General features: G+C 71.8%; 13 protein-coding genes. 9 read left to right on the forward strand and 4 right to left on the reverse strand.

Annotated features, from left to right (window positions below; translation table 11 throughout):
* Positions 1 to 42: 42 nt before the first annotated feature.
* The 3 genes from ACIRU3_RS33710 (at position 43) to ACIRU3_RS33720 (ending at position 6,739) form a co-directional block, all read left to right on the forward strand.
* Positions 43 to 2,541 carry a SpoIIE family protein phosphatase gene (locus ACIRU3_RS33710; RefSeq protein WP_404064546.1) on the forward strand — a complete coding sequence of 833 codons (2,499 nt, stop codon included), beginning with the start codon at positions 43 to 45 and terminating at the stop codon, positions 2,539 to 2,541.
* An 83-nt stretch (positions 2,542 to 2,624) separates the two neighbouring features.
* On the forward strand, positions 2,625 to 5,363 hold the full coding sequence (locus ACIRU3_RS33715; protein WP_404064549.1) for a SpoIIE family protein phosphatase: 2,739 nt from the start codon (positions 2,625 to 2,627) through the stop codon (positions 5,361 to 5,363).
* 56 nt (positions 5,364 to 5,419) lie between these two features.
* Positions 5,420 to 6,739: a hypothetical protein gene (locus ACIRU3_RS33720; protein ID WP_404064551.1), complete on the forward strand. Its 1,320-nt coding sequence runs from the start codon at positions 5,420 to 5,422 to the stop codon at positions 6,737 to 6,739.
* A gap of 79 nt (positions 6,740 to 6,818) precedes the next feature.
* Here the strand turns inward: ACIRU3_RS33720 and ACIRU3_RS33725 are convergent, their stop codons facing one another.
* Positions 6,819 to 8,657: a glycoside hydrolase family 15 protein gene (locus ACIRU3_RS33725; RefSeq protein WP_404064553.1), complete on the reverse strand. Its 1,839-nt coding sequence runs from the start codon at positions 8,655 to 8,657 to the stop codon at positions 6,819 to 6,821.
* 201 nt (positions 8,658 to 8,858) lie between these two features.
* Here ACIRU3_RS33725 and ACIRU3_RS33730 point away from each other — a divergent pair, with 201 nt between their 5' ends.
* A complete protein-coding gene (locus ACIRU3_RS33730) occupies positions 8,859 to 9,062 on the forward strand; it encodes a hypothetical protein (protein ID WP_404064556.1) in 204 nt (67 codons plus the stop codon).
* A gap of 372 nt (positions 9,063 to 9,434) precedes the next feature.
* Positions 9,435 to 10,427, forward strand: a complete 993-nt coding sequence (locus ACIRU3_RS33735) for a hypothetical protein (RefSeq protein WP_404064558.1) — start codon at positions 9,435 to 9,437, stop codon at positions 10,425 to 10,427.
* A 122-nt stretch (positions 10,428 to 10,549) separates the two neighbouring features.
* Here ACIRU3_RS33735 and ACIRU3_RS33740 read toward each other — a convergent pair whose 3' ends face one another.
* The gene (locus ACIRU3_RS33740; protein WP_404064562.1) at positions 10,550 to 11,212 is read right to left on the reverse strand and encodes a hypothetical protein; all 663 of its coding nucleotides are present in this window, start codon (positions 11,210 to 11,212) and stop codon (positions 10,550 to 10,552) included.
* A gap of 878 nt (positions 11,213 to 12,090) precedes the next feature.
* Here ACIRU3_RS33740 and ACIRU3_RS33745 point away from each other — a divergent pair.
* The 4 genes from ACIRU3_RS33745 to sthA all read left to right on the forward strand — a co-directional run bounded on the left by ACIRU3_RS33745 (position 12,091) and on the right by sthA (position 16,413).
* The gene (locus tag ACIRU3_RS33745; RefSeq protein WP_404064564.1) at positions 12,091 to 12,705 is read left to right on the forward strand and encodes a dihydrofolate reductase family protein; all 615 of its coding nucleotides are present in this window, start codon (positions 12,091 to 12,093) and stop codon (positions 12,703 to 12,705) included.
* A 270-nt stretch (positions 12,706 to 12,975) separates the two neighbouring features.
* Complete coding sequence (locus tag ACIRU3_RS33750; protein WP_404064567.1) at positions 12,976 to 14,340, forward strand: alkaline phosphatase; 1,365 nt, start codon at positions 12,976 to 12,978, stop codon at positions 14,338 to 14,340.
* Positions 14,341 to 14,570: 230 nt separating this feature from the next.
* The gene (locus ACIRU3_RS33755; protein ID WP_404064570.1) at positions 14,571 to 14,936 is read left to right on the forward strand and encodes a peptidoglycan-binding protein; all 366 of its coding nucleotides are present in this window, start codon (positions 14,571 to 14,573) and stop codon (positions 14,934 to 14,936) included.
* 70 nt (positions 14,937 to 15,006) lie between these two features.
* Positions 15,007 to 16,413, forward strand: coding sequence for a Si-specific NAD(P)(+) transhydrogenase (sthA, locus tag ACIRU3_RS33760; RefSeq protein ID WP_404064573.1), 1,407 nt, complete (start codon positions 15,007 to 15,009; stop codon positions 16,411 to 16,413).
* A 90-nt stretch (positions 16,414 to 16,503) separates the two neighbouring features.
* Here the strand turns inward: sthA and ACIRU3_RS33765 are convergent, their stop codons facing one another.
* Both ACIRU3_RS33765 and ACIRU3_RS33770 read right to left on the reverse strand, forming a co-directional pair.
* Entirely contained in the window at positions 16,504 to 17,409 is a 906-nt protein-coding gene (locus ACIRU3_RS33765) for an NADP-dependent oxidoreductase (RefSeq protein ID WP_404064576.1), read from the reverse strand.
* 86 nt (positions 17,410 to 17,495) lie between these two features.
* A complete protein-coding gene (locus ACIRU3_RS33770; protein ID WP_404064578.1) occupies positions 17,496 to 18,566 on the reverse strand; it encodes an alkene reductase in 1,071 nt (356 codons plus the stop codon).
* Between the last annotated feature and the right edge of the window lie 115 nt (positions 18,567 to 18,681).

Here is an 18,681-nt window from a genome sequence, read left to right on the forward strand (position 1 = left end):
TCTTGTGTCATCCACCCGGCGGATCGGGACGAGGATGGGCCCATGGCTGGGAGCGGGGAACAGGCGGTCTTGACGCGGACCCGGCTGGCTGCGCTGCTGGTCGACGCCTCGACCGGCGCCCTCGGCGCGGCCGGGGGGCGCGTGGCGGGGGTGTACCTGCGCTCCAGCACCCCGGGGCTGCTGCGCCTCGCGGTGCTCGTGGGGCTGCCCGGCCCGCTGTTCCGGCCCTGGTGGCGGTTGCACGTCGGCCGGCCCTTCCCGGTGGCCGACGCCTACCGGCTCGGCGTCCAGGTGGTGCTGCCGAACGCCACGGAGACGGTGCGCCGGTATCCGCAGTTCGCGGCGGGTCTGCCCTTCCCGTTCGGGTCGGTGTACATACCCGTGCCCGGCGGCACCGAGCCCCTGGGGGTGCTCGCCGTGCTGCGCCCGACGGCACCGGAGACCGTGGACGAGCTGCTGGACCGGGAACCGCTCGCCCGGCTCGCCGAAGGGCTGGGTGCCGAGCTGCTCGCACTCGCCGACGGGGACGACGCGGCGATCGCCTGGGACGGGGAGCCATTGTGCGCACGGCCGCCCACCGCCCGGCCCACGGAGGCCCGCGTGGGGCGGTTCACCTGGCATCCGGGCGACTCGACGGTACGGGCGGACGGCGGGCTGTACACACTGCTCGGTCTGGACCCGGGCGAGTTCGCGGCCACCGGCCCGGCGCTCGCGGAGGCCGTGGCCCCCGCCGACGCCCCCCGCATCCTGGCCGCGCTGTACGAGACCGCCGCCGGGCAGCCGCCGGCCGCGCCGTTGAACCTCCGCTCGGGAGAGGGCACCCCACGGATGCTGGACCTGAGCCCGGCGGCCGGGACCGCCGAGGCCTGCGCGGTCTCCGGGACGCTCTTCGACCCGGGTCCGGCCGCCTCGGCGGACGGCGCCGCCGACCTGCTGCCGCAGGGCGTGTTCTGCCTGGACCGGCTCGGGCTGATCGTCTACGTCAACCCGGCCGCGGCAGGCCTGGCGGGCCGGGAGCGGGCATGGCTGCTCGGCCGTCCGCTGTGGGAGGCGATGCCGTGGCTTTCCGGGCCGCCGTACGACGACCATCTGCGCAGCGCGCTGCTGTCCCATGAACCGGTACATGTCCACGTCCGTGGTCCGGACCCCGGCGGTGGATCCGGTGAGGGCGACTGGCTCGCCCTCTCGGTCCACCCCGGTCCGGACATCCTGACCTGCACACTCGTCCCGGCCAGCCGTGTGGACGCGCCCATGGATCCGGCGGCCGGTGTGCATGTGCCGGAGGACACGGTGGCCGGCAGCCCCTCGCTGACGACGCTGTACCGGCCCATCGCCCTGGCGATCGCGCTGACGGACGCCGTGACCGCCCGGCAGGTCTCGGCGGTCGTCATGCAGGAGCTGCTGCCCGCGTTCGGGGGCCGCCGCCTGGCCATCTATCTGCTTCAGGAACGGCACCTGTACCTGGCCTGGGAGACCGGCTTCCCACAGGGCTTCCTCGCACCCTTCGACGGTGTGGGCCTCGACGCGCACCTGCCCGGCGTGGAGACCCTCACCACCGGCCGTCCGCTGTTCTTCGAGTCCATGCAACAGCTGGAGGCCACCTACCCGGGCATTCCCCTGGACGCCGAGGAAGGCGCCCGCGCCTTCCTGCCGCTGATCGCCTCCGGCCGTCCGGTCGGCTCCTGCATCCTCGGCTTCGACGGGTCGCGCAGCTTCGGCACGGAGGAGCAGACGGTCCTCACCGCACTCGCCGGGCTGATCGCGCACGCGATGGAGAAGGCGCAGCGCTACGACACCGAGGCCGCGCTCGCCCGGGGCCTGCAGCAGGCCCTGTTGCCCCGCCGGCTGTCGACGCATCCGCAGGTGGAGACGGCGGGCGTCTATCTCCCGGGCACCGAGGGCATGGACGTCGGCGGGGACTGGTACGACGTGGTCGAGGCCGGGGACGGGCTGGCGCTGGTCATCGGGGATGTGCAGGGGCACGGGGTGCAGGCGGCGGCCACCATGGGCCAGCTGCGCAGCGCCGTACGCGCCTTCGCGCTCGGCGACCGGCCGCCCGACGAGGTGATGAGCGGCACGAACCACCTGCTCATCGACCTCGACCCCGGCCAGATCGCCAGCTGCTGCTACCTGCGTCTCGACCCGTCCACCGGGCTGGCCAGGGTCGCCCGGGCGGGGCATCCGCCGCTGCTGCTGCGGCGCGCCGACGGGCGCACCCGGGTGCTGGACGTCCCGGTCGGTGTGGTCCTCGGAGTGGATCCGCACGCCCAGTACCCGGTGGCCGAGTTGTGGTTGGAGCCGGACGCGATCCTCGCCCTGTACACCGACGGCCTGGTGGAGCGGCCGGGCACCGACATCGACGAGGGCATCACCGCGCTGCGCCTCGCGCTGGCGAAGGCCGGCGCGGCCGCCGGACGGCGTGGCGGCCGGTCCCTCGCCGGGGTCGCCGACCGGCTCACCGCCGCCGCCCGGCACGCCTCCGACCGTCCTGACGACGTGGCGCTGCTCCTCGCCACCCGCCGGACCGCGCACCGCCGATGACCTCGCGGGCGCCGCGCGTGCGACGGCCGTCACCTCGGGCAATGGCCTCGCCTGACGGGGCCTGGCAGTGTAGACATGGGCTCATGGTCCGACTGCCCGGCCGGCCCGAGACTCGGCCACCCCGTCCGTTCGGGGTCCCGCGCGCACCGCAGGGCCCGCGGCGGGAGGGGTCGGGCGCGAACGGCGGCCGGCCGGGGGTGCTTCGCTCGGCGGTGACCGGACGCAGCGTCGCCGGGCAGGTGTTCCTCCTTCAGGTGGTGATCGTGCTGCTGCTGGTCGTGTCGGCCGTGGTGGCGCAGGTGCTCCAGGTGCAGCACGACAGCAATCGGGAGGCCCGCAACCGCTCCCTCGCCGTCGCCGAGACGTTCGCCAACGCGCCGGGCACGGCGGCCGCGCTGCGCGCCCCGGATCCGACGGCCATCCTGCAGCCGAAGGCCGAGGCCGCCCGCAAGGGGTCCGGCGTGGACTTCATCGTCGTGATGGACACCGACGGCATCCGTTACACGCATCCCAAGCCGGACCGTATCGGCAAGAAGTTCGTCGGGACCGTCGGGCCGGCCCTGGCCGGGGGCACGGTGATCGAGGAGGTCCACGGGACCATCGGCGAACTGGTGCAGGTCGTGGTGCCCGTGAAGGATGCCGGCGGCAAGGTGGTGGGCCTGGTGTCGGCGGGCATCACCACCGCGCACGTGGGCGGCACCGCCGACCAGCAGCTGCCCCTGCTGCTCGCGGCGGCCGCGGCGGCGCTCGTGCTGGCCACCGCGGGCACGGCCCTGGTGAGCCGTCGGCTGTTGCGGCAGACGCACGGCCTCGGTCCGTACGAGATGACGCGGATGTACGAGCACCACGACGCGGTGCTGCACGCCGTCCGGGAGGGTGTGCTCATCGTCGGGGGCGACGGCCGGCTGCTGCTCGCCAACGACGAGGCCCAGCGGCTGCTGGACCTGCCGGAGGACGCCGAGCAGCGGCACGTGCTGGAGCTGGGGCTGGACGACGAGACGGCCGGGCTGCTCGCCTCCGGGCGGGTCGCCACGGACGAGGTGCATCTGGTCAAGGACCGGCTGCTGGCCATCAATCAGCGCCCCACCGACCTGCGCGGCGGACCGCCCGGCAGCGTCACCACGCTGCGCGACTCCACGGAGCTGCGCGCCCTCTCGGGCCGCGCGGAAGTGGCCCGCGAGCGGCTGAACATGCTCTACGACGCAGGGGTGGGCATCGGCACCAGCCTGGACGTGGCCCGCACGGCGGGGGAACTGGCCGAGCTGGCCGTGCCCCGGTTCGCGGACTTCGTCACCGTGGACCTGTTCGACGCGGTGCTGAACGGGGAGGAGCCGAGGCCCGGGACCGCACTGCGCCGGGCGGCCTGCAGCGGCATCCGCGGGGACGCCCCGCTGTACCCGGTGGGCGAGCGCATCCGGTTCGTGGCGACCTCGCCGCAGGCCCGGAGCCTGACGACCGGGCAGTCCGTCGTCGAGCCGGTGCTGCGCGCCGCCCCCGGCTGGCTCGCCCAGGACGCGGAGCGCACCGAACAGGTCGTGGCCTACGGCATCCACTCGCTGATCACCGTGCCGCTGCGGGCCGGCAGCCTGGTCCTCGGTCTGGCCAACTTCTGGCGTTCGGAGAAGCCGCAGCCGTTCGACGCCGAGGAGCTGGCTCTCGCCGAGGAACTGGTCGCGCGGGCCGCCGTGTCCATCGACAACGCCCGCCGCTACACGCGTGAGCACAGCATGGCGGTGACCCTCCAGCGCAGCCTGCTGCCGCGCAGCGTGCCCGAGCAGGGCGCCCTGGAGATCGCCTACCGTTATCTGCCGGCGCACTCGGGGGTGGGCGGCGACTGGTTCGACGTGCTGCCGCTGTCCGGGGCCCGGGTGGCCCTGGTGGTGGGTGACGTCGTGGGGCACGGGCTGCACGCGGCGGCGACGATGGGCCGGCTCCGCACCGCGGTGCACAACTTCTCCGCGCTCGATCTGCCGCCCGACGAACTCCTCGGTCTGCTGGACGAGTTGGTGGGACGGATCGACCAGGACGAGACCCCGGCCGACGGCGCCGCCGCGGTCGTCGGCGCGACCTGTCTGTACGCGGTGTACGACCCGGTGTCGCGGCACTGCACGCTGGCCCGGGCCGGTCATCCGCCGCCCGCGCTCGTGCATCCGGACGGCAGGGTGGAGTTCCCGGACGTGCCCGCCGGTCCCCCGCTGGGCCTCGGCGGACTGCCGTTCGAGACGGCCGATCTGGAGCTGGCGGAGGGCAGCCGGCTGGTGCTCTACACCGATGGCCTGGTGGAGGACCGGGACCGGGACATCGACGTCGGATTCGACCTGCTGTGCGACGCCCTCCGCCGCGCACCCGACGCCTCGCCGGAGGACACCTGCCGGGCCGTGCTCGACCGCCTCCCGAACCGGCCCAGCGACGACATCGCGCTGATCGTGGCCAAGACCCGCGTACTCGGTGCCGGCCGGGTCGCCGAGTGGCAGGTGCCGTCCGATCCGGCGGCCGTCTCGCAGGTTCGGTCCTCGGTCACCCGGCAGCTGGCCGTCTGGAGCCTGGACGAGTTGTCGTTCGCGACGGAGCTGATCCTGAGCGAGCTGGTCACCAACGCCGTCCGCTACGGGCGCGGCCCGATCGGCGTACGGCTGCTGCGCGACCGCGCTCTGATCTGCGAGGTCTCCGACGGCAGCACGACCTCACCGCATCTGCGTTACGCGGCGAGCACCGACGAGGGCGGCCGGGGCCTGTTCCTGGTCGCGCAGCTCGCCGACCGCTGGGGCACCCGCTACACCCCCAACGGCAAGATCATCTGGGCGGAGCAGCCGCTGCCCTGAGCGCCGCCGCAGAATTGTGTTGAGGACACATCAGGCCGCGGGTGATGATCTCCGGCATGTTCTCGCGCAGGAATCGCCGACCGAAGTCCCCCGAACTCCTCGAGGCCTGGGAATCCCTGGATTCCGGCGATGTCCCCGGGGCGCTGCGGCAGTTGCGGGTCGCCGGGGAGGAACAGCCGCTCGCCGAGGTGGCGCTGGTGGTGGGGCGGGCCGCCCGGGAGGCGGGCTTCGACGACCTCGCCCAGGCCGCGACCGCGCTGGCGGCCGACTCCGAACAGCCCCGCGCGCTCTTCGAGTTCGGGTACGCCTGCATCGAACGCCGGGTCTCGTACCTGGCGATCCCCGCTCTGCGCGAGACCCTGCGGCACAGTCCGGGCGCGCGTGTCGTGCTGCGCGAGCTGGTGTCGGCGTACGAGGACGAGGGCCGCCATCGGGACGCGGTCGCTGTACTGAGCGGATTCGGGGGCGGGCTGGAGGAGTGGCCGGACCGCTATCTGCTGGTGTTCAACGCGATCATGGCGGGCGATCTGGCCGTGGCCCGCCGCGAGCACGCGCTGCTGTCCGACCCCGAGGATGCCAAGTGGCAGCCCGCGCGCGACCGGCAGAGCCGGATGCTCGCCCGTGCGGCCGACGCCGAACGGGCGGGCGCACTGGACCTGACCGATCTGCGCGGCTGGCAGTACGCGATCGGCGGCACGGTGCTCGGCACCCTCTCCCCGTTCGGCTTCACAGCGGGGATGACCGGACGTTACGCCTGGCTGCAGGACAGCCCGGAGCTGTGCCTTCGGGGCCTGCTGCGGCTGCGGGCGCTGCCGGCGGCGGCCGGGGTGCGGCCGCGGTCCGTGTCGCTGCTGCCCGACCGTGACTCGCGGATCCTGGGACTGGCCGCCGCCAAGGTGCTGGACCTGCCGGCCGAGCCGTTCGCGCCCGGCCGTGAGGACACGGTGGTCGTGGCGTACGACCTCAACCGTGTGGCGGCGCACGAGGACGGCCCGGACATCATCGGGCAGCTGTACGAGCGTGTGCCCGGACAGGTGCTGCACGAGCACGCGAGCTGCTGGACCGACGCGCCCGCCGTCACCCCGGACAGCGCCGGGGTGCTGCACCAGTCGGTGTCGGCACCCTGGGACGGGCACCTGCGCCAGGGCGCGGAGGGCGGTATCGAACAGGGTGCGCCGGACGATCGTCCGGAGGCGGAGATCGCCGCCGGGATCGCCGCGGCCGACCCGACCCCGGACGACGGGGACGGCGAGGGTCCGGCGGATCCCGACGAGGCGTTCGCCGCGTTCGCCACGGCCGTGCGGAGCACGTGGCTGACCGGCGAGCGCACCCGCCTGGGTTCCGCCGGGCCCGTCCCGAGTTCCCGGTTCGCCTGAGCGGAGGCGGCGGTCGGCCGCCGCACAGCCGCGGGCGCGGCAGCTGTCTGCCCGTTTCGGACCGGGACACGCGGGGTTGTCAGCCGAGGGCGCGGTCGAGGTTGAAGGCGGCGCTGATGAGGGACAGGTGGGTGAACGCCTGCGGGAAGTTGCCCTGTTGCTCGCCGGTGCGGCCGATCTCCTCGGCGTACAGGCCGAGATGGTTGGCGTAGGTGAGCATCTTCTCGAAGGCCAGCCGGGCCTCGTCGAGCCGGCCGGCCCGCACCAGAGCCTCGACGTACCAGAAGGAGCAGATCGAGAAGGTGCCCTCGTCGCCGCGCAGCCCGTCGGGGCTGGCCTGCGGGTCGTAACGGTAGACAAGGGAGTCGGAGACCAGGTCCTCGCCCAGGGCGTCCAGGGTGGACAGCCACTTGGGGTCGGTGGGCGCGATGAACTTGGCCAGCGGCATCATCAGCACCGAGGCGTCGAGCACATCGGCGCCCTCGTACTGGACGAAGGCGTTACGGCGCTCCGACCAGCCGCGGTCCATGATCCGTCGGTAGATGGTGTCCCGGGACTGGCGCCAGCGGGGCAGGTCGGCCGGCAGGCCGCGGCGGTTGGCAAGGCGGATGGCGCGCTCGACGGCCACCCAGCACATCAGCCGCGAGTACAGGAAGTTCTTGCGGCCGCCGCGGGTCTCCCACACGCCCTCGTCGGGCTGGTCCCAGTTGTCGCAGACCCAGTCCACCAACTGGCACAGGTCGTCCCACTGGCCGCTGGAGATGGGCTCGGCCCACTTGTCGTAGAGATAGACGGAGTCGATCAGGGCGCCGTAGATGTCCAGCTGCAGCTGGTGGGCGGCGTCGTTGCCGACGCGGACCGGGGCGGAGCCCTGGTGTCCCTCCAGGTGGGGCAGTTCTCGTTCGGGCAGGTCGGCGCGGCCGTCGATGCCGTACATGATCTGCAGCGGGCCGGACCCGTCTCCGCCGCCGGGGCTGACGTGGGTGGTCACGAACTTCATGAAGGCTTCGGCCTCGCCGCTGAAGCCGAGCCTGAGCAGCGCGTAGACGGCGAAGGCGGCGTCGCGGACCCATACATAGCGGTAGTCCCAGTTGCGCTCGCCGCCGAGCTGCTCGGGCAGGCTGGTGGTGGGCGCGGCGACGATGGCCCCGGTCGGAGCGTAGGTGAGGAGCTTGAGGGTGAGGGCGGAGCGGTGCACCATCTCCCGCCAGCGGCCCCGGTAGCGGGACTGGTGCAGCCAGCGCCGCCAGTAGGTGACGGTGGCGTTGAACTCGTGTTCGGCCTCGGCGTGGGCGCAGCCGCGGGGCAACACCTGTTCGCCGATCTGGTCGAGGGCGAACACCGCCGTCTCGCCCTCGGCCAGCTTGAAGTCGGTCCACACGTCGCGGCCGTCGTTCTCCACCGCGACCGTGGAGGTGAGCCCCAGGGAGCGCCCCGGGGACTCGAAGACGACCATGCCGTCCAGGGAGCGCAGGGTGTGCGGGTCGGCGCCGTAATTGAAGCGCGGGGCGATCAGGGCCCGGAACGGCACGGTGCCGCGGACGCACACCACGCGCCGGATCAGCCGGTGCCGGCGCACCTCGCCCGACGAGTCGCAGCAGACGGGCATGAAGTCCTGCACCTCGCCGACGCCGTCCTCGGTGAAGAAGCGGGTGATCAGCACATTGGTGTCGGGGAAGTAGAACTGCTTGGTGCGCGCCGGTACGGCGGCGGCCAGCTCGAAGCGGCCGCCGCGCTCGGCGTCCAGGACGGCAGCGAAGACACTGGGGGCGTCGAAGGACGGGCAGCAGTACCAGTCGATCGTGCCGTTCGTGCCGACCAGGGCGACACTGCGCAGGTCACCGATCAGGCCGTGCTCGGCGATCGGCAGGTAGCGGGGGCTCCCGGACAAGTCCTGCTGGAAGGGCATCTCGGCCATCGCTCAGGCCTCCCGGTGCGGAGTGCGGGCTGCTCTCCAGCTTAGAGGCGAGTGCCGCGCCGCGGGGTGGGCAGGAGTTCCCCGACCCGGCCCCGCGGCGCCTTCCGGATGCAGGGTGCGCCGAGGCGGGGAATGGTGAGAGTGTGCCCCGTTCGGCGGCACCGGCACGGATGCGGTCATCCGGACCGAGGAGGAGGCATCATGTCGACATCCACACCCGAAGAGTCCCGGTCGTCCGACGACCACCGCACCCCGGACGCCCTGCTCCACTCCGCACCCGCGAAGTTCACCCCGGAGGATCTGGTGATGGCGGCGGGCAGGGACGTCACTCCGGCGAACCTCGACTGGGCGCGCCGCAAGCTGGAGACCGAGGGCCCGGCGGCCATGGAGAAGCTGCTGCCCTAGGGCGGTCCGGGAAGCGTCGAGCACAACGGGGAGGCGCCGGGCAGGGTGGGTGCGCCGGTCACGCGGGGGGTGTGCCCGCCCGGCGCCCGGTCCATCGGCGTCCTGGCCGGTGTCATGCGCTCAGCCGGCGAGGGGCCGGGCACGGAGGGTAGTGGGTGTTGAGGTCCGTCAGCATCGAGTGATGATCGGCCTGTGGCGGGCCGAGTTCTCCGCACGCCCTCGGACAGCTCTTCCAAGAGCGCGGTCGAGCCTGTTCGGGAAAGGCGACCGGACACCGGACTCTCTCGCCGGTCAACAGGAGAGGAACCAGGAGAAGAACTGCGTGTCAGTGGTGCCTGCTTCCATGGTCCGAGGCATGGGAGAGGGGACGTCATGACGCGTACGACGCCGGCACGCCCGTGGGAAGTGGCAGCGGTGGTCCCGCAGCTGGCCACGACGGCGAGGACCGTGACCCGGCTGCATCCGCGGACCGGTTCGCCCACGGTCCAGGACAGTTCGGTGGGCGGCCCGCTGCTGTGGCCGCGCGACGAACCGTGGCCGACCTGCACGGGGTCGCACGAGGTGAGCAGCGTATGGGAGCTGGAGGCGGTGCGTGCCGCGCATCACGTCACGGTCGCCCGGTGGTCACGGCCGGAGGACGAGGCGCACACCCCCGAGGAGGAGACGATCTTCGACCGGAACGAAGAGAAGGAGATCGACAGCCCCTACACCGACCCGGTACCGCTGCTGCCCGTGGCTCAGCTCTACGCCCGCGACGTCCCGGCTCTGCCCTGGCCCGACGGCGCGGACCTGCTGCAGATCCTGTGGTGCCCGTTCATGGACCATGACGACGACATCCCTGCCGTCCACCTCCGGCGGCGCCGTGCCGACCAGGTCACGGCCGTACTTTCCCGGCCGCCGGAGCCGAGTGTGATCGAGCTGGAGGCATACTGGCCCGCGCCCTGCGTCCTGCACCCGGAACAGGTCATCGAGTACCCGGCGCTCAACCAGCTGCCCGCCGCCGTCGGCGCACGCGTGCGTGCCTGGCAGGAGGACACCGGCCACCACTACAACGCGTTCGCGTCGGCACCGGGCTGGAAGGCCGGCGGATGGGGTGCTGCCGCCTGGCACGAGGAAGAACCCGCCGATCCACCCCACTGCGGATGCGGTGCCGTGGCCCAACCTCTGTTCACCATCGGTCTCGCCGAGTGGAACGGACACGACGAAGGCGGCTGGCGTCCGGTCGAGGACGCCGATGCCGAGGACCGGCGGTGCTACCCACCGGTGGGTGATCCCACCGGGGTGGACCTGGGGGACGAGAAACTGCAGATCTACCACTGCCCGGCCTCCCACGAGCACCCGCCGGTGATCGCCCGGGTGTACTGACCGCTCGTCGAACGATGCCGACCCGAGATGTCCGGTTGGTCAAGCTGCTCCGCGCCGGGCCGTCACGGTGTCGTTCGAGGGGCGGAGCGGACGGCCGCGTGCGGCGCGTGGACGGTTGTCGCTCAGCCGCTCAGAACACCGCTCGTGCTGGTGACCGGGACCGTGTCCCCGCGGTGAGGGGTCGTCGCTCGTACCGGCGCGCCGAGTTCGGACAGCGCCATGGTCACCTTGACCCGGCCACCGGCCAGGTTCATGGTCATGCGTGTCTGTACGAGTCGTCCGCCGCCGTCGACCCACGCGTCCGCGAAGACCGGAAGGTCGTCGCCCATGATGTCCCGGGCCTGATCCATCTTCTCGCGCACGTCCCGGGCCAGCCTCAGCGTGAGGGCCTTGTGATCGAGCATGCCGCGGTAGTGCACGGCCCGCACACCGTGGACGGTCTCCTCACCTTCACGGGAGACCCGTTCCATGGCCGATATCTGGCGGAACACGTGCTCCGGGTCGTTCAGTGGGGCCCGGAGGGCGTAGTGCGCCTCGGCCTTGTCGCGAGACGTCACTCCCCATGCCTCGGCAGCGACACCGGACGCGCCCCGGACATAGACCTTGTCGTCCGCGAAGGTCTCCATGACGTGAGCGACGGCGCCCTGCGGAAAGTCGACGGCGAGGGAGCCCCGGTCGCGGGCGAAGTCGAAGCCGCCGGTGACGGTGAGCACGTACTCGTCGCCTCCGCCCGAGATCTCGATGCGCTCGTCCAGGCGGGCGGTCGTCCTACCGGTCTTGGCCACCGCTGTGCGCACCACAGACCCGTGGTCCGGGGAGGACGAGTCGGTCTTGGATTTCGCACCGCCGCCCGCACCACAGCCCGCGCACAGCATCGCTGCAACAGCGACCAAGGGCAGGGCACAACGCATCAGCTCTCCAGAAATCATGATTGAGCGCTGCGTCAGATGCGTCGTTCGATGCGTCCTGCGTGGCTCGACGTGAGCGAAGGCACTGCCGATGGTCCGGTCGGCGCGCCTCGCCGGACAGACCTTACATCGTGCTTACCGCACGGTAGCCACGCAGGGCGAGGGCCGGCCCGGCATGCTCACTGACGCCGGACTCCCCGCCCGGGGCCCGCGTCACGGAGTGGGCAGGGGCTCTGGCCTCGCCCGTCCGGGCGACCTGCGCCGCCGCGTTCGCGCGCGGCGCGCCACATCACCTGAGCCTGTCCGCGCATCGCACCTGGAGTGACGCCAGGAGGTGTCGAATGCGGGTGGGGTCGCACGCGCCCGGTATCGGTGACGGCGCCCGTCCAGAAGTGATCCGTGCAGTGGCGACAGCCGCACCCACGGTTTCGCGAGGCTCTGGTGCGGTGAGCATGTGGTGCTCGTGTTCCCGCCGATGAATGCGCCCGCCACGGCCGTACCTTCGACCGCTCACGGTCGCCGTCACGCTGAGCGACGGCGTACCGGAGCACATCCCCGCCCTCGCCGCAGTGGGTGTCACCGGACTCGTCGTCGTGACGGCGCTTCCGGGTCCTGATGGGGCGTCACACCCCTGGCCCCCGCCTGCCTCCGGCTGGTGGGGACTCTCACGTATCGCCGGGAGTGTCGAATGCGCCGGTTCCCGATCGACGTGAGAGTGAGGGCAGCACGTCCCAGGACTTCAGGAGCACCCCATCGTGACCGTAACCGCGGATATGGCCATCTCCCTCGACGGCTACGTCGCCGGCACCGACGTGGCCATCGACAACCCGGGAGGCAACGGCGCCGAGCCGCTCTTCGAGTGGATCCACAACCTGGCCGGCTGGCGGCAGCGCCAGGGCATGACCGGCGGTGACGAGAACCGTGACTCCGAGCTGATGCGCGAGTGGTTCGATGCCACCGGTGCGGTGGTCATGGGCCGGATGATGTACGACACGGGCGAGGAGTTCTGGGGTGACAACCCACCGTTCCGGGCCCCGGTGTTCGTGCTCACCCATCTCCCCCGGCCGGCCCTGGTCAAGGAAGGCGGCACCACCTTCACGTTCGTCACCGACGGCATCCACAGCGCCCTGGACCGTGCGAAGGCCGCCGCCGGGGACAGGAACGTCGACATCGCGGGCGGGGCGAGCACGGTGCAGCAGTACCTCGGAGCGGGGCTCATCGACGAGCTGCAGCTGCACGTGGTGCCCGCGCTCCTCGGAGAGGGGCTGCGGCTCTTCGAGGGGCGTGGCGCCTGCCGGCGGAACCTCGAACCGGTCAGGGTGGTCGACACGCCCCTCGCCACCCACTTGAAGTACCGCTTCGTGAAGTGACCCGGCACGGACAGAACCCGGCCCCGGCAGACCGCTGCTGCTGCCGAGGCCGAGAGCCGGCGATACGGAGCATTCCAGGGTCTCTGTGAACAGGCCGTTTCCAGGATCTGTTCGAGCAGGCCGTTCCCGGATCTGTTCGCGGTTGCGGAAACGATCTTGGAATGTTTCGTGGAGATCCGCAGCCGTTTACCTCGTCTTTGCCAACACATGGTGATCTGGCCCGCGTTGGTCACCGCATCCGCGGGCCGGACGCTTCAAGGAGTCGTATTCATGCTCAGACCCACCCGCCGTCACCTCACGATCGCTACTGCGCTGGTCGCCGCGACCACGGCCGCCGTGGCCGTCACCACCGCCGCCGGCGCTTTCGACAGCGCGCAGGAGGCGAAGGGCGCGATCCAGGGCGGGAAGGCGAAGAACGTCATCCTGCTGATCGGCGACGGCATGGGCGACTCGGAGATCACCCTCGCCCGCGACTACACGGTCGGCGCCAACGGCCGCCTGAACATGGACAAGTTTCCGCTGACCGGCGCCTACACCACGTACGCGGTCCACGCCGACGGCACCCCGGACTACGTCACCGACTCCGCCGCCAGCGGCTCCGGCTGGGCCACCGGTGTGAAGACGGTCAACGGCCGCATCTCCAAGACGCCCGGCACCGACAAGGCCGTCCGCACCCTCCTGGAGCTGGCCCAGAAGAAGGGCTACGCCACCGGCAGCGTCACCACCGCCGAACTCACCGACGCCACCCCGGCCGTGCTGGCCTCCCACGCCACCGACCGCTCCTGCCAGGGCCCGGCCGACATGGCCAAGTGCCCCACCGACACGATCGCCGCCGGCGGCCCCGGCTCGATCGCCGAGCAGTCCGTCAACCACAAGGTCGACGTCCTCCTCGGCGGCGGCAAGCAGCGCTTCGACCAGAAGGTCACCGAAGGCAAGTACAAGGGGCTCACCGTCACCGAGCAGGCGCGCAAGCTCGGCTACCGGGTCGTCACCGACAGCAAGGGCCTGAAGAACGTACAGGCGGGCAAGCCGGTGCTGGGCCTGTTCGCCACCGGCAATGTGCCGGTGGAGTGGACCGGCAAGCCGGCGGCCCAGGGCGGCACGGACCCGCAGCGGTGCGTGACCTCCAACCCGAGCCGCCCGTCGACGACTCCGAGCCTCGCGGACTCCGCCACCAAGGCGATCCAGCTGCTGGAGGCCAAGCAGAAGCAGAGGCACTCCAAGCAGGGCTTCTTCCTGCAGATCGAGGGCGCCTCGATCGACAAGCAGGACCACGCGGCCGACCCCTGCGGCCAGATCGGCGAGACCGCGGCCTTCGACCGCGCGGTGAAGGTCGCCCGCGCCTACGCGGCCAAGCACCCCGACACCCTCGTCGTCACCACCGCCGACCACGGCCACACCAGCCAGATCGTCCCGCTGGAGGCCACCCCGCCCGGTCTGTCCTCCACGCTCGTCACCAACGAGGGCCAGCAGCTGAAGGTCAACTACTCGACCAACACCCCGGGGCAGTCCCAGGAGCACACCGGCACCCAGGTCCGCATCGCCGCCCAGGGCCCGCAGGCCTACCGCGTCCTCGGCGTCACCAACCAGACCGACCTGTTCACCACGATCCGCGAGGCACTGCGCCTGCGCTGAACCTTCGAGCGGGGAGAACGGCCGCCACCGTTCTCCCCCGCTCCCGCCTCGACGTGAGAGCGTGCCGCCCGGCCGGCGGCACGCTCTCACGTTGTCCCGCCCTCCTGAGACCGGCGCCACGATCGAACGGGTCGTAACTCGCGAATGCTCCGGAATATGCGAGATTATGGGGATACCGATCGCCCCGGACACCGAGCTTCCCAGCAAGTGGCCGGACCGGAAGGAGCGGCATGAGACAGAGCGTTCTGGTCACCTGGGGCGCGGCGCTGTGCACAGCCTCAGCAGTCGTCCTGGGAGCGCCCCATGCCGCCGCGGCCGCCCCCGATCAGTGTTCCTACACGTCATCGACGCTACGACCCACGCTCAAGCACGGTGACACCGGTGTCGCGGTCAAGCAGGCGCAATGCCTGAGCAACGTGTGGGGAGGCCAGCCGCCCAAGCTGGCCCTCGACGGGGTCTTCGACTCGGTCATGCTGAAGAAGGTCAAGTGGATCCAGGGCTGCCACGGCCTGCCGTCGAACGGCGTCATCGAGGGTCACACCTGGCAAGTGCTCTACCATCCGGCCCTGGACTGTTACGACCCGTATCCGGCCTAGCGACGACCGAACCGGGCAGCGGCGACGCGGGCCTTCCGCGCGGCACCCGACCGCTGCCAGACTCCGGAGGGTGCCCGACTTCGACATGCTCGTCATCGGATCCGGACCCGGCGGTCAGAAGGCCGCCATCGCCGCGGCCAAGCTCGGCCGCCGGGTCGCCGTCGTCGACCGCCCCGACATGCTCGGCGGGGTCTCCCTCCACACCGGCACCATCCCCTCCAAGACACTGCGCGAGGCCGTGCTGTACCTGACCGGCCTCACCCAGCGCGATCTGTACGGGCAGAGCTACCGCCTCAAGGAGGACATCACCGTCGCCGACCTGACCGCGCGCACCCGGCACGTGGTCGGCCGGGAGGTGGACGTGGTCCGCAGCCAGCTGTCCCGCAACCAGGTGGCCCTCTACTCGGGAACCGGCCGGTTCACCGACCCGCACACCGTCGCCCTGCGCGACGAGGTCACCGGCAACGAACGGCTGCTGAACGCCGAGCACATCGTGATCGCCACCGGCACCCGGCCGGCCCGCCCGGGCAGTGTGGAGTTCGACGGGCGCACGATCATGGATTCGGACAACGTGCTCTCGGTGGAGCGGGTGCCGCGCTCGATGGTGATCGTGGGCGCGGGGGTGATCGGCATGGAGTACGCCTCGATGTTCGCCGCGCTCGGCAGCAAGGTGACGGTCGTGGAGAAACGGCCCGCGATGCTGGATCTGTGCGATGTCGAGGTCGTGGAGTCGCTCAAGTACCACCTCAGGGACCTCGCCGTCACCTTCCGGTTCGGAGAGACCGTCGCGGCCGTCGAGCGGCATGCCCGGGGCACGCTGACCGTGCTGGAGAGCGGCAAGAAGATACCCGCCGACACGGTGATGTACTCGGCGGGCCGCCAGGGCCTGACCGCGGAACTCGCCCTGGAGAAGGCGGGGTTGACGGCGGACGCGCGTGGCCGGATCGAGGTGGACGAGCACTACCGCACCGAGGTGCCGCACATCTACGCCGTCGGTGACGTCATCGGCTTCCCGGCCCTCGCGGCGACGTCCATGGAGCAGGGCCGGGCGGCGGCCTACCACGCGTGCGGGGAGCCGACCGGGCGGATGCACCACCTCCAGCCGATCGGGATCTACACCATCCCCGAGATCAGCTTCGTCGGCCGGACCGAGGATCAACTCACCGAGGACCGCGTGCCGTTCGAGGTGGGCATCGCCCGCTACCGGGAGCTGGCGCGGGGCCAGATCATCGGGGACTCCCACGGCATGCTGAAGCTGCTGGTGTCCCCGGTGGACCGCACGCTGCTCGGCGTGCACTGCTTCGGCACGGGCGCCACCGAGCTGATCCACATCGGGCAGTCGGTGATGGGCTGCGGCGGCACGGTCGACTATCTGGTCGACGCGGTGTTCAACTACCCGACGCTGGCGGAGTCGTACAAGGTGGCCGCCCTGGACGCGACGAACAGGCTGCGCCAGATCGACCACCTCGGCGACTGAGCGGGTGGGCCGCAGCCGGCCGGGAGGCCGGCCGCGGCCCCAGGGGCCGCCCCGTTCGTCCCCGCGACGCGAGGCGGCGGTACCGGAGGGTCAGGGCAGCAGGACGGCCTTGCCGTGGTTACGGTGGGCTTCCAGGTCGGCGTGGGCCCGCGCCGCTTCGGTCAGGGGGTAGGTGCGCCAGATCGGCACGGCGAGCTTGCCTGCGGCGGCCGGCTGGACCAGCTCCGGCAGCAACTGGCCGCCCTGGTCGGCGGTACCGGCACTGAAGCGCACGCCGTGCTGCGCGGCGGACAGGTCCGCGATGGTGATGACCTTCCCCGGGTCGCCGGTCAGGCCGACGGAGTCGGCGAGGACGCCGGCGCCGGAGGCGTCGAGGACGAAGTCCACCCCGCCCGGGGCGGCGGCCTTCACCCGCTCCGCCCAGCCGTCGCCGTAGCGGACGGCGGTGGCTCCGAACGCGGTGACGCGCTCGATGTCGTACTCGCCGACCGTGCCGACGACGGTGATGCCGCGTGCGGCGGCCAGCTGGACCGCGAGGAAGCCCACGCTGCCTGCGGCGCCGTGGACGAGCAGGGTCTGCCCCGGCTGCACACCCAGCTGCCCGAGAACGCGCAACGCGGTGCGGCCGACCGTGACCAGCGAGGCGGCGACCTCCCACGACAAGCCCTCGGGCTTGGCCACTGCCCCGTCGAGCAGGGCATGTTCGCCGTAGCTGCCGCCGACCGTGGCACCGAGGACCTCGTCGCCCACGGCCACCGCGGCTCCCTCGCCGGCCGAGTCGACGACACCGGCCGCGTCCAGGCCGGGGATCACGGGAAAGTGCGCGGGGACCGTGCCGGCCATCAGTCCGGACCGGATCTTCATGTCGAGAGGGTTGACCGAGGCGGCCCGCACGCGGATACGGACCTGACCCGGGCCCGGCTCCGGCGGGGTGACCTCGGACAGCTGCAGCACCTCGGGCGCGCCGTACTCGGAGAAGGTGATCGCTCTGGACATCGTGAACTCCCAGGTGGAGGTGGGCGGAAGAGGGGGAACGGCGGACGCTCCGACGCAACGCGCGGCCACGGAGGCGGCCTCGCCGCTCAGGCGGTGAGCGTGGGGTAGTCGGTGTAGCCGCGGTGGTCGCCGCCGTAGAAGGTGGACTGGTCCGGGGTGTTGAACGGACCGCCGGCGGCCAGGCGGGCCGGGAGGTCGGGGTTGGCCAGGAACAGCGCCCCGTAGGCGACCATGTCCGCCGCCCCGTCCTCGACCAGCTTCAGCGCGTCGGGACCGGTGACGTCCGGATGGGTGAACGGGTTGAGGACGAACGTGCTCCGCCAAGCCTTGCGCAGCCGCGCGGTCAGGGAGCGGTCCGGCCCCTCCATGAGGTGCAGATAGGCCAGGTCCAGGGCGGCGAGGCGGTCCAGCAGCGCCTCGTAGACCTCACCCGGGTTGTCCTCGGCGATGTCGTTGAACGGGTTGCCGGGCGAGATCCGCAGGCCGACCCGGTTGCTCCCGATCGCCTCGGCCACGGCCGTGACGACCTCCACCGCGAACCGGATCCGGCCCTCGGTGCCGCCGCCCCAGGCGTCGGTGCGCCGGTTGGTGCCGGGGGCGAGGAACTGGTGGATGAGGTAGCCGTTGGCGCCGTGCAGTTCCACGCCGTCGAATCCGGCCTCGACGGCGTTGCGCGCCGCTGCGGTGAAGTCGTCGACCGTCCGCCGGATCTCCGCCTCGCTCAACTCCTTCGGCGTCACGAAGTCCTTCGGCCCCTCGTGGGTGTACACCTGGCCCTTGGCGGCCACCGCCGACGGCGCGACCGGCACCAGGCCCTCGGGCAGGAGGCTGGGGTGGCCGATCCGGCCGGTGTGCATCAGCTGGGCGAAGATCGCACCGCCTTCGCGGTGCACGGCGTCGGTCACCGTCCGCCATGCCTGTACCTGGCCGGGCGTGTGCAGGCCGGGGGTGTCGGGGTAGCCCTGGCCGACCGGCGAGGGCTGGACGCCCTCGGTGACGATCAGCCCGGCGCCGGCGCGCTGCGCGTAGTACGTCGCCATGAGCTCCGTCGGCTCGGCGCCGGGCCCGAACGCACGGCTGCGGGTCATCGGAGCCATTGCGATGCGGCTGGTCAGGCGCTTGCCGCCCAGGACGATCGGTTCGAAGGCAGTGGTCATGGTCTCTTCCTCGGGATAGGTGACGCTCTGCGGCACAGGTGCTCCGCGACCGGAGGCAGCCGATGCCTGTCCGAACAAGTAAATCACCTGTCCGAACAGGTAAGTCGGAAAGTCC

Source organism: Streptomyces sp. NPDC101151 (assembly GCF_044768335.1).
Lineage (GTDB): Bacteria > Actinomycetota > Actinomycetes > Streptomycetales > Streptomycetaceae > Streptomyces.